Genomic DNA, 12,089 nt, shown 5'->3' with positions numbered 1-12,089 from the left:
GTGCTACTCGGCCGAGGGCGCCTCACCCTCGTCCGTGCCGGTCGCCGCGGCACCCTCGGCGGTCTCGTCCACGACATCCTCGCCGTCGACCTCCTCCGCCTCACGCCCCGCCTCGGCGTTTCGAGCGATACCGACCACGGCATCGCGCTTGCCCAGGTTGATCAGTTGGACGCCCATGGTGTCACGGCCCGTCTCCCTGACCTCGTTGACTCGCGTACGAATCACACCGCCGGACAGCGTGATGGCGAGGATCTCGTCGGTCTCCTCGACCACCAGCGCGCCGACGAGCGATCCACGGTCCTCCACGATCTTGGCGGCCTTGATGCCGAGGCCGCCGCGACCCTGGACGCGGTACTCGTCGACGACGGTCCGCTTCGCGTACCCGCCGTCCGTGGCAGTGAACACGAACGTACCGGGTCGAACAACATTCATCGACAAGAGTTCATCGCCCTCGCGGAAACTCATGCCCTTGACACCCGAGGTGGCACGGCCCATCGGCCGCAGCGACTCGTCCGTAGCGGTGAACCTGATCGACTGCGCCTTCTTGCTGATCAGCAGCAGATCGTCATCGGCCGAAACGAGCTCGGCCCCGATCAGTTCGTCGTCGGATCCGTCCTCCCGCTCCCGCAGGTTGATGGCGATCACACCACCCGAACGCGGGGAGTCGTAGTCCTTCAGCGGGGTCTTCTTGACCAGGCCCGCCTTGGTGGCCAGCACCAGGTACGGGGCCGCCTCGTAGTCACGGATCGCGAGGATCTCGGCGATCGCCTCGTCCGGCTGGAAGGCCAGCAGGTTCGCGACGTGCTGCCCGCGCGCGTCACGGCCGGCGTCCGGAAGCTCGTACGCCTTCGCCCGGTACACCCGGCCCTTGTTGGTGAAGAACAGCAGCCAGTGGTGCGTGGTCGAGACGAAGAAGTGGTCGACGATGTCGTCTTCCTTCAGCTTCGTGCCGCGTACGCCCTTGCCGCCGCGCTTCTGCGCCCGGTAGTCGTCCGTCTTGGTCCGCTTGACGTAACCGCCTCGCGAGACGGTGACGACGATGTCCTCCTCGGCGATCAGGTCCTCGATGGACATGTCACCGTCGTAGGGCACCAGCATGGTCTTGCGGTCCTCGCCGAACTTCTCGACGATCGCGGCCAGCTCCTCGCTGACGATGCCCCGCTGGCGGACCGGGGAGGCGAGGATCTGGTTGTACTCGCTGATCTTCGCCTGGAGCTCGTCGTGCTCCTGGACGATCTTCTGGCGCTCCAGGGCGGCCAGTCGGCGCAGCTGCATCTCGAGGATGGCGTTCGCCTGGATCTCGTCGATCTCCAGGAGGGCCATCAGGCCCGTGCGCGCGACCTCGACGGTCTCACTGCCCCGGATCAGGGCGATGACCTCGTCGATGGCGTCCAGGGCCTTCAGCAGACCGCGCAGGATGTGCGCCCGCTCCTCGGCCTTGCGCAGCCGGAAGCGCGTACGGCGGACGACGACCTCGATCTGGTGGGTCACCCAGTGGCGGATGAACGCGTCCAGGGACAGGGTGCGCGGGACCCCGTCGACCAGCGCCAGCATGTTGGCGCCGAAGTTGGTCTGCAGGTCGGTGTGCTTGTACAGGTTGTTCAGGACCACCTTGGCGACCGCGTCGCGCTTCAGCACGATGACCAGGCGCTGGCCGGTACGGCTCGATGTCTCGTCGCGTACGTCCGCGATGCCGCCGATCTTCCCGTCCTTCACCAGGTCGGCGATCTTCTGCGCCAGGTTGTCCGGGTTGGTCTGGTACGGCAGCTCCGTCACCACCAGGCACTGGCGGTTCTGGATCTCCTCGACCTCGACGACCGCGCGCATGGTGATCGAGCCGCGGCCGGTACGGTACGCCTCCTCGATGCCCTTGCGGCCCACGACGAGCGCGCCGGTCGGGAAGTCAGGGCCCTTGATGCGCTCGACGAGGGCGTCCAGCAGCTCCTCGTGCGAGGCCTCCGGGTTCTCCAGACACCACTGGGCGCCGGCCGCGACCTCGCGCAGATTGTGCGGCGGGATGTTGGTCGCCATACCGACCGCGATCCCGGCCGAGCCGTTGATCAGCAGGTTCGGGAAGCGGGCGGGCAGGACGGTCGGCTCCTGGGAGCGGCCGTCGTAGTTGTCCGTGAAGTCGACGGTCTCCTCGTCGATGTCGCGGACCATCTCCATCGACAGCGGCGCCATCTTGCACTCGGTGTAGCGCATGGCGGCCGCCGGGTCGTTGCCCGGGGAGCCGAAGTTGCCGTTGGAGTCGACGAGCGGCATGCGCATCGCCCACGGCTGGGCGAGGCGGACCAGCGCGTCGTAGATGGAGCTGTCGCCGTGCGGGTGGTAGTTGCCCATGACGTCGCCGACGACGCGGGCGCACTTGTAGAAGCCGCGCTCGGGGCGGTAGCCCCCGTCGTACATGGCGTACAGGACACGGCGGTGGACGGGCTTGAGACCGTCACGGACGTCGGGCAGCGCGCGGGACACGATGACGGACATCGCGTAGTCGAGGTACGAGCGCTGCATCTCCGTCTCGAGCCCGACGGGCTCGACGCGGACGACCGCCTCGCCGTTCTCTTCAGGGGTGACAGGAGTGTTCTCGTCGGCCATTGCTGGTGAAGATCCTTCCTGGTGCGGTCAGCTGAGACCGACTCAGATGTCGAGGAAGCGGACGTCCTTGGCGTTGCGCTGGATGAAGGCGCGGCGGGCCTCGACGTCCTCGCCCATGAGGACCGAGAACAGGTCGTCGGCCTGGGCGGCGTCGTCGAGGGTGACCTGGCCGAGGACGCGGTGCTCGATGTCCATGGTGGTCACGCGCAGCTCCTCGGCGTTCATCTCGCCGAGACCCTTGAAGCGCTGGATCGAGTCCTCCCGGACGCGCTTGCCGCGCTGACGGCCCAGCTCCAGCAGGGCGTCGCGCTCACGGTCGGAGTACGCGTACTCGACCTCGTCCCGGCCCCACTTGATCTTGTAGAGCGGGGGACGGGACAGGAACACGTGCCCGGCCTCGACCAGCGGCCGCATGAAGCGGAACAGGAAGGTCAGCAGCAGGGTGTTGATGTGCTGGCCGTCGACGTCGGCGTCCGCCATCAGGATGATCTTGTGATAGCGGAGCTTCTCGATGTCGAAGTCCTCGTGCACACCCGTGCCGAAGGCCGAGATCAGCGCCTGGATCTCCTGGTTCTGCAGGATCTTGTCGATCCGCGCCTTCTCCACGTTGAGGATCTTGCCGCGGATCGGGAGGATCGCCTGGTACTGCGGGTTGCGGCCGGACTTGGCCGAGCCGCCGGCGGAGTCACCCTCGACGATGAAGATCTCGCACTTGGTGGGGTCGTTCGACTGGCAGTCGGAGAGCTTGCCCGGCAGGGACGCCGACTCCAGCAGGCCCTTGCGCCGCGTGAGGTCGCGGGCCTTGCGGGCCGCCACGCGCGCGGTGGCCGCCTGGATGCCCTTGCGGACGATGTCCGCCGCCTCGTTCGGGTTGCGGTCCAGCCAGTCGTTGAGGTGCTCGTAGACCGCCTTCTGGACGAAGGTCTTCGCCTCCGTGTTGCCCAGCTTGGTCTTGGTCTGGCCCTCGAACTGGGGCTCGCTCAGCTTCACCGAGATGATCGCGGTCAGACCCTCACGGATGTCGTCACCGGTGAGGTTGTCGTCCTTCTCGCGCAGCAGCTTCTTGTCGCGCGCGTACTTGTTGATCAGCGAGGTCAGCGCGGCACGGAAGCCCTCTTCGTGCGTACCGCCCTCGTGGGTGTGGATGATGTTCGCGAAGGAGTACACACCCTCGCTGTAGCCGCTGTTCCACTGCATCGCGACCTCGAGGGACAGGCTCTTGTCCTTGTCCTCGGCCTCCAGGTCGATGACGGTGGCGTGCACCACGTCGCCCTTGCGGGAGTTCAGGTACTTCACGAAGTCGACGATGCCGCCCTCATAGCGGTACGTGACGGTCTTGACCTCGTCCTTCTCGTCCGCACCCGCCTCGTCCGCACCGGCCGTGGCCTTCGCCGACTCGCGCTCGTCCGTGAGCCTGATGATCAGGCCCTTGTTGAGGAACGCCATCTCCTGGAAGCGCCGCGAGAGCGTCTCGAAGGAGTACTCGGTGGTCTCGAAGATGTCCGGGTCGGCCCAGAAGGTGACCGCCGTGCCGTGCTCGTCCGTCTCCTCGTGCTGGGCCAGCGGCGCCGTCGGGACACCCATCTTGTAGTCCTGGGTGAAGCGGTGGCCGTCGGTCTTGACCTCCACCGACACCTTGCTGGACAGGGCGTTCACGACGGAGACGCCGACACCGTGCAGACCGCCGGAGACGGCGTAGCCGCCGCCGCCGAACTTGCCGCCCGCGTGCAGCACCGTCAGGACGACCTCAAGGGCCGGCTTCCCCTCGGAGGGGACGATGCCCACCGGGATGCCACGGCCGTTGTCGACGACGCGCACACCGCCGTCGGCCAGGATCGTCACGTCGATGGTGTCAGCATGACCGGCCAGCGCCTCGTCGACCGAGTTGTCGACGACCTCGTACACCAGGTGGTGCAGGCCGCGCTCGCCGGTGGAGCCGATGTACATACCGGGTCGCTTGCGGACCGCGTCCAGCCCTTCGAGCACGGTGATGGCGCTGGCGTCGTACGAGGCGGTGACCTCACCGTTCGCGCCGGCGTCGGTGGACGGGATGTTCTCGTTGGGGTTGCCGGAATCGGCCACGAAGCGCCCTTTCTGGCACTGGCACAGCACGAGCCGGGCTCCTGGGGGCGCCCCCTTTGGGGGAGGGTTGCCGGAGCGGCTGCGGCATGTTGCGGTGGTAAGCCTTGATCAGCGTTGCTCAGCTTTTCCCGGACGTCCCCACGACTGGGGCGGGATTGGCTTCCAGTCTACCGGTAGCGCCGACAGTGATGGGGGTTTGCCGGTACCTGAGTCCCCATGTGCCGCCCTGAACCGGTCTCGGCCGGGTCCCGATATGTGGAAGGGGGCTCCAAGAGGCTCACGGAGGCACTCAGCGCTTCCGGCTGTCAACCCTTGGCTACTCCGGGGTCAGGTCGGGATTCGCAACCGCGTGCGGTTGTACGACAAGACGGCGCGCCGCTGTACGACCGGACCGCACCACGGCACCGCGACGTGAGGTATGTCACCCGTAGGTGTCACCGGGGCCCGTGCTCCCCGGGGCACGCAAGGAGCCGTAGCGGCGCACGGGACCGCCGGGGCCGTTCACCTTGATCAGCTTCACCGTGCCGTGGCCGAGGTCCTCGTTGAGCCGGGCGACCAGCGTCGGGGCGAGCAGCCGCAGCTGCGTCGCCCACGCCGTGGAGTCGCACTGCACGCTCAGGACGCGCTCGTCCTCGTCGTACCGCTGCGGTACGCAGTGCTTGGCCAGGTCCTCGCCGACGATCTGCGGCCAGCGGCCCATGACCCCGCCCACCGCGGCCGGGGTCTCCCAGCCGCGCTCGTTGATCAGCCGGTTGATCGCGGCACCGAGCGCCATGGGGTCGCGGCCGTCGGCGCGCGCGCCGGAGCGCAGGCCACCGCGCCGCGCCTGCTTTCTCTCCTGCGCCGCGGCGCCACGCGCGCGTGCCTGCTCCTTGGCGGCGCGCAACGCCACGCGCGCCAGGTCGACTCCGGAGGGCTCGGGCGCCTTCCCACGGCCCTGGGGGGTGGGCTCGTCGGTGCTCATACGCGCTCCACCGTCCCCTCGGCCACGGTGTACCGCGCCCTCGCCAGGACGTGCGGCACGTCGTCGTCGACCGCGGCGGTCACCAGAACCTGCTCACCGGGCGCGACCAGCTCGGCCAGCCGCTCCCGGCGCCGGGCGTCCAGCTCGGCGAACACGTCGTCGAGGATCAGCACCGGCTCATTGCCCTCCGCACACAGAAGGTCGTGCGACGCCAGGCGCAGCGCCAGCGCACAGGACCAGGACTCGCCGTGGGAGGCGTACCCCTTGGCGGGCAGCTGACCGAGTTTGAGGATCACGTCGTCACGGTGGGGGCCCACGAGCGTCACACCCCGCTCGATCTCCTGCTTGCGGGCCTCGGCCAGGGCCGCCATCAGCTGGGCGCAGAGGTCCTCGCGCGTGTGGGCCTCGCCGGGGGCGGACGGCTTGTACTCCAGGGCGACGGGACCGCCGCCGGGGGCCAGCTGCTCGTACGCCTTGTCGGTCAGCGGATGGATCGCGGCGATCAGATCGAGGCGCTGGGCGAGCAGCTCGGCGCCCGCGCGCGCCAGGTGCTGGTCCCACACGTCGAGCGTGGACAGGTCCATGGAACGGCCGCCGTGCCGGCGGGCCAGCGCGGCCGACTTCAGGAGCGTGTTGCGCTGCTTGAGGACCCGCTCGTAGTCGGAGCGCACGCCCGCCATGCGCGGGGAGCGGGCGGTGATCAGCTCGTCGAGGAAGCGCCGCCGCTCACCGGGGTCGCCCTTGACCAGGGCGAGATCCTCGGGCGCGAACAGCACGGTCCGTACGATCCCGAGCACATCACGCGGCCTGACCTGCGAGGACCTGTTGATACGGGCGCGGTTGGCCCGGCCCGGGTTCAGCTCCAGCTCGACCAGCTGCTGCCGCTCGCCCTGTCTGACCTGCGCCCGGATGATCGCGCGGTCGGCGCCCATACGGACCAGGGGGGCGTCGGAGGCGACCCGGTGGCTGCCGAGGGTGGCGAGATAGCCGATGGCCTCGACGAGATTCGTCTTCCCCTGCCCGTTGGGGCCGACGAAGGCGGTGACGCCCGGGTCTAGCGGGACCTCGACCCGGGCGTACGAGCGGAAGTCGGCCAGCGACAGATGCGTGACGTGCATGGTCGTTCGCCGACCTCCCCCAAGGTTGTGGATCGCGGTGCGACCCTGTGGATTACTTCTTCTCTACGGCGTGGCCGCCGAATTGGTTGCGCAGCGCGGCGATCATCTTCATCTGCGGCGAGTCCTCCTGGCGGGAGGCGAACCGCGCGAACAGCGAGGCGGTGATCGCGGGAAGCGGCACCGCGTTGTCTATGGCGGCCTCCACAGTCCACCGGCCCTCGCCGGAGTCCTGTGCATAACCCTTCAGCTCGGTCAGGTGCTCGTCCCCGTCGAGGGCGTTGACCGCGAGGTCCAGCAGCCACGAGCGGATGACCGTGCCCTCCTGCCAGGAGCGGAAGACCTCACGGACGTCGGTCACGGAGTCGACCTTCTCCAGGAGCTCCCAGCCCTCGGCGTAGGCCTGCATCATCGCGTACTCGATGCCGTTGTGGACCATCTTCGCGAAGTGGCCCGCGCCGACCTTGCCCGCGTGCACCGCGCCGAAGTCGCCCTCGGGCCGGAGCGCGTCGAAGACCGGCTGCACCTTGGCGACGTTCTCGGCGTCGCCGCCGTACATCAGCGCATAGCCGTTCTCCAGGCCCCAGACGCCGCCGGAGACACCGCAGTCGACGAAGCCGATGCCCTTGGCGGCCAACTCCTCGGCGTGCCGCTCGTCGTCCGTCCAGCGGGAGTTGCCGCCGTCCACTACGACGTCACCGGGCTCCAGGAGCTCGGCGAGCCGGTCGATCGTGCTCTGGGTGGGCTCGCCGGCGGGGACCATCACCCAGACCACACGCGGGCCGGGGAGCTTGCCCACAAGCTCTTCCAGGCTGTGGACATCCGCGAGGTCCGCGTTGCGGTCGTATCCGATGACGGTGTGGCCCGCGCGGCGGATCCGCTCGCGCATGTTGCCGCCCATCTTGCCGAGGCCGACGAGACCGAGGTCCATCAGTTGATCCTTAGGTTGCTGTGTGACGTGTGGGGCACCTTCGTACCCACGTCCGAGCCTAAACCCGGACTCTCACGCACATCTGTGGGCATACGCGCTCATACGTATGCCCTCACCTGCGGCTTCGTCCGACGGGGCGGTGACCGGTGGGAACGCGGCCCGCTCAGCCGCTGAGGCGCACCGGCATGATCAGGTACTTGTAGGCCTCGTCCGCCTCGGCGTCCACCGCCGGCTTGCCGCTGAGCAGCGCGGGCTTCGTGGACGTCGTGAACGACAGCTGGGCCACCGGCGAGTCGATGGCGCTCAGACCGTCGAGCAGGAAGGTCGGGTTGAAGGCGATCGAGATGTCGTCGCCGTCCAGCTGCGCGTCGACCCTTTCCACAGCCTGTGCGTCGTCGCTGGAGCCGGCCTCCAGGATGAGCACGCCCTGCTCGAAGCTGAGCCGCACCGGGGTGTTGCGCTCGGCGACCAGGGCGACGCGCTTGACGGCCTCCACGAAGGGGGCGGTCTCGATCACGGCGATGCTGTTGAACTCGGTCGGGAACAGCGTGCGGTACTTCGGGAGGTCGCCCTCCAGGAGGCGGGTGGTGGTCCGGCGTCCGGCGCCCTCGAAGCCGATCAGACCCTCGCCCGCGCCCGAGCCGGACAGCGCCAGGATCACGCTGTCGCCGCTGGTGAGTGCCTTGGCGGTGTCCAGGAGCGTCTTGGCGGGCACCAGGGCGACCGCCGAGGCGTCCGGGTTCTCCGGCTTCCACAGGAACTCACGGACCGCGAAGCGGTAGCGGTCGGTGGAGGCCAGGGTGACCGTGTCGCCCTCGATCTCGATGCGCACACCGGTGAGGACGGGCAGCGTGTCGTCGCGGCCCGCGGCGATGGCGACCTGCTGGACGGCGGAGGCGAAGACCTCGCCGGGGACCGTGCCCGTCGCGTTCGGCATCTGGGGCAGGGACGGGTACTCCTCCACAGGCAGGGTGTGGAGTGTGAAGCGCGAGGAGCCGCAGACCACCGTCGCCCGTACACCGTCTGTGGAAATCTCCACCGGACGGTTGGGGAGGGCGCGGGAGATGTCGGCGAGCAGACGGCCGGAGACGAGGACGGTGCCCTCCTCCTCGACCTCGGCCTCGACGGACACCCGGGCGGAGACCTCGTAGTCGAAGCTGGACAGGCTCAGCTGGCCGTCCTCGGCCTTCAGGAGAAGGCCGGCGAGGACAGGCGCCGGCGGACGGGCCGGAAGGCTGCGTGCCGCCCAGGCCACTGCCTCCGCGAGTACGTCGCGTTCCACCCGGATCTTCACCGTAAGCCGCCTCCTGCTGTTGCTACTGAGCCCTACGACTCGGTGTCACCGCCCACTGCGACGGGAAGAACACCGGGGACCAGTCTGACGCACGGCACTGACAGTAGGTGCCCGTCGGGGTCAAGTCGTGCCGAGGGGCAGCCGGGCTCGAAACGACGAGTTGTGCACAGGCCCCGCTTCGAAACGGATTCCGCACTCTCTCTAGTCGGGAGTAGTAGTAGGGCCTGTGGATACGGTGGATAACCACGTTTGCCCAGCTCAGCGCGGAAATTTTGTCCACCGGTCCTGTGGGTGACGGCAGTGGACAACCAGGCGTCTCTGTGGAGAACAGGAAGTTCTGCACACACCGCCCACAGCCCGAGGGCAGTTCTCCCCAGCTGCGTCCCCAGATTTACCCACGTTTCCCACACCCCCATCCGGCACCTTGATGTGACGCCTTTCACTCGACGCGGTGATCGGGTGCGCCGCGTTGCCGAACAGTGGACAGCCATGTGGAGAAGCTGGGGATCGCTGGGGACAACCGGCCCCAGCCTGTGGGCTGCCGGTGGACAACTTCGTGCACAGCCTGTGGATCTTTCCTTCGTCCACAGTCTGTGGAGATCCTTCGTCCACCAATCCACAGCCAGGTGACCTGGTCTGATGGTCTTTCAACAGGGTCCGCTGTGGACACGATCTGGACAACTCCACAGTCCCCAGGATGTGGACGCAAGAAAGTCACCGAATCTGTGGAGAGCGGCCGTAACCCGGCTGGTAATCGAACATCGGGTTGCTGCCGGGTGACGGTCGTGGCCGCGCTGGAACGACGAAAGGCGCCCCCGGATGTCCTCCCGGGGGCGCCTTCAGCGCATGAGGGGCGTGGCGGTCAGCCGTTCTTGATGCGGTTGGTCAGCTCCGTGACCTGGTTGTAGATGGAGCGCCGCTCCGCCATCAGCGCGCGGATCTTGCGGTCGGCGTGCATCACGGTCGTGTGGTCGCGGCCGCCGAACTGGGCGCCGATCTTCGGCAGCGACAGGTCGGTGAGCTCACGGCACAGATACATGGCGATCTGGCGCGCGGTCACCAGGGCGCGCCCGCGAGAGGTGCCGCACAGGTCCTCGACCGTGAGGCCGAAGTAGTCGGCCGTCGCCGCCATGATGGCCGTTGCCGTGATCTCCGGCGCCGAGTCCTCGCCGCCCGGGATCAGGTCCTTGAGGACGATCTCCGTCAGGCCCAGGTCCACCGGCTGCCGGTTGAGCGACGCGAACGCGGTCACCCGGATCAGCGCGCCCTCCAGCTCGCGGATGTTGCGCGAGATGCGGGAGGCGATGAACTCCAGCACCTCCGGCGGGGCGTTCAGCTGCTCCTGCACCGCCTTCTTGCGCAGGATCGCGATGCGCGTCTCGAGCTCGGGCGGCTGGACGTCGGTGATCAGACCCCACTCGAACCGGTTCCGCAGCCGGTCCTCCAGCGTGACCAGCTGCTTGGGCGGCCGGTCGGAGGACAGCACGATCTGCTTGTTCGCGTTGTGGAGCGTGTTGAAGGTGTGGAAGAACTCCTCCTGCGTCGACTCCTTGTCCGCCAGGAACTGGATGTCGTCGACGAGCAGGATGTCCATCTCGCGGTAGCGCTTGCGGAAACTGTCGCCCTTGCCGTCGCGGATGGAGTTGATGAACTCGTTGGTGAACTCCTCGGAGCTCACATAGCGCACGCGCGTGCCCGGGTAGAGGCTGCGCGCGTAGTGCCCGATCGCGTGCAGCAGGTGCGTCTTGCCGAGTCCCGACTCCCCGTAGATGAAGAGGGGGTTGTACGCCTTCGCGGGCGCCTCGGCGACGGCGACCGCGGCCGCGTGCGCGAAGCGGTTCGAGGCGCCGATGACGAACGTGTCGAAGAGGTACTTCGGGTTCAGCCGTGCGGTCGGCTCGCCCGGACCGGTCGCCGGCGCGGGCTGCGCGGCCAGCGGGCCGGGAGCACCGGTCGCCGGCCGCCCGGAGCCGACCGGACCGCCGCGGTGCGCCTGACCGGAGCCGGGCGGCTCGGACAGGTCGCGGCGGGCGGCGTCGCGCTGGTCGTAGTCGACGCGTGACGGGTCGTAGTCGGAGCGCTGCTGGTCGTAGGAAGGACGCTCCATCGACTGCGGGCGGTAGTCCTGGGACGGCGAGCCGTACGCGTCCTTGGCCGGCCCATAGGCGTCCTGGCCCGGACCGTACGCGTCCTGTGAGCCGTAGGAGTCCTGCGCCGGCGGGCCGTAGGAGTCGCGTGACGGCGGACCGTAGGAGTCCTGGGACGGCGAGGCATAGGGGTCCCGCTCCGGGAAGCCGAGCCGCGGCTGCTGCCAGCTGTACTCGTCCTGGGCGGGGCGCGGCCAGGCGCCGGGCTCGGGGCGCTGGTACTCGGACGGATAGGCGGGGCGGGCGGTCGGCAGCTGGTCCGGGCGCGGCGCCTGGTCGCCGCCCTGCCGCTGGTCGCCGCGGTGGCGGCCGTAGCCGTCGTACTGTCCGCTGGACAGCTCCGGCTCCTCGTAGCGGGACTGCGGCTGGGCGGGGGGCGCCGGCGGGGCCGGGGGCTCGCCCGCGGAGTCGTCGACGGTGATCGCGATGCGGATCGGGCGGCCGCACTCGCGGCTCAGGGTCTCGCTGACGATCGGGGCGAGACGGCCCTCCAGTACGCCCTTCGCGAATTCGTTCGGTACGGCGAGCAGGGCGGTGTCCGCGACCAGCGCGAGGGGCTGGCAGCGCCGGATCCAGTGCTCGTCCTTCGCCTCGACACCCTGACCGCGGCCCTCACCGAGGAGCTGCTCCAGTACTCGTGGCCACACTGCGGCAAGATCGGCAGGTACGTCAGCCACAGGGCACGCTCTCTCACAGGTCCCACGAACGTGTGGTTCGAGGACGGGTCGGGATGCAGATCGGGTGGGCGGGCGGGAGGAACCCGCTCGGCCGGGGATAAAGGAACGAATCGGAGTTCAGTCACGGTAGTCAGCGCGGCCCGTGCGGTTCAAGTTGTTGTCCCCAGCCTGTGGACAGTGTCTCTCGGTGACCCCTGGTTTGACCGGATGGCGCAGCCCCGCGTACCGTAACCAGGTCGAGTTGTCGATGGCTGCTGCCGCCTGCCTCCGATGGGCACAGG

7 protein-coding genes are annotated in these 12,089 nt (G+C 68.6%); all 7 read right to left on the bottom strand.

The window, feature by feature from the left end:
• Positions 1 to 3: 3 nt before the first annotated feature.
• On the bottom strand, positions 4 to 2,598 hold the full coding sequence (gyrA, locus tag ACZ4EG_RS18160) for a DNA gyrase subunit A (RefSeq protein WP_467791248.1): 2,595 nt from the start codon (positions 2,596 to 2,598) through the stop codon (positions 4 to 6).
• 42 nt (positions 2,599 to 2,640) lie between these two features.
• Positions 2,641 to 4,680, bottom strand: a complete 2,040-nt coding sequence (gyrB, locus tag ACZ4EG_RS18155; protein WP_453546940.1) for a DNA topoisomerase (ATP-hydrolyzing) subunit B — start codon at positions 4,678 to 4,680, stop codon at positions 2,641 to 2,643.
• A gap of 421 nt (positions 4,681 to 5,101) precedes the next feature.
• A complete protein-coding gene (locus ACZ4EG_RS18150; RefSeq protein ID WP_390708336.1) occupies positions 5,102 to 5,644 on the bottom strand; it encodes a DciA family protein in 543 nt (180 codons plus the stop codon).
• Entirely contained in the window at positions 5,641 to 6,762 is a 1,122-nt protein-coding gene (gene recF, locus ACZ4EG_RS18145; RefSeq protein WP_467791247.1) for a DNA replication/repair protein RecF, read from the bottom strand. The genes ACZ4EG_RS18150 and recF overlap by 4 nt, the downstream gene beginning before the upstream one ends.
• A gap of 52 nt (positions 6,763 to 6,814) precedes the next feature.
• Complete coding sequence (gnd, locus tag ACZ4EG_RS18140; RefSeq protein ID WP_467791246.1) at positions 6,815 to 7,690, bottom strand: phosphogluconate dehydrogenase (NAD(+)-dependent, decarboxylating); 876 nt, start codon at positions 7,688 to 7,690, stop codon at positions 6,815 to 6,817.
• 163 nt (positions 7,691 to 7,853) lie between these two features.
• Positions 7,854 to 8,984, bottom strand: coding sequence for a DNA polymerase III subunit beta (gene dnaN, locus ACZ4EG_RS18135; RefSeq protein WP_390708339.1), 1,131 nt, complete (start codon positions 8,982 to 8,984; stop codon positions 7,854 to 7,856).
• An 862-nt stretch (positions 8,985 to 9,846) separates the two neighbouring features.
• Positions 9,847 to 11,808 (bottom strand): chromosomal replication initiator protein DnaA, encoded by a 1,962-nt coding sequence (gene dnaA, locus ACZ4EG_RS18130; protein WP_467791245.1) that lies wholly within the window; start codon positions 11,806 to 11,808, stop codon positions 9,847 to 9,849.
• Positions 11,809 to 12,089 lie beyond the last annotated feature (281 nt).

Source organism: Streptomyces sp. NPDC025638, assembly GCF_055558775.1.
The sequence above is the reverse complement of the archived record's forward strand: the minus strand, read 5'-3'. Positions and strand labels throughout refer to the sequence as shown.

Bases quoted from the DNA above. Each gene is read 5' to 3' on its own strand.
- gyrA (WP_467791248.1), bottom strand. From the start codon at position 2,598: ATGGCCGACGAGAACACTCCTGTCACCCCTGAAGAGAACGGCGAGGCG.
- gnd (WP_467791246.1), bottom strand. From the start codon at position 7,690: ATGGACCTCGGTCTCGTCGGCCTCGGCAAGATGGGCGGCAACATGCGC.
- ACZ4EG_RS18150 (WP_390708336.1), bottom strand. From the start codon at position 5,644: ATGAGCACCGACGAGCCCACCCCCCAGGGCCGTGGGAAGGCGCCCGAG.
- recF (WP_467791247.1), bottom strand. From the start codon at position 6,762: ATGCACGTCACGCATCTGTCGCTGGCCGACTTCCGCTCGTACGCCCGG.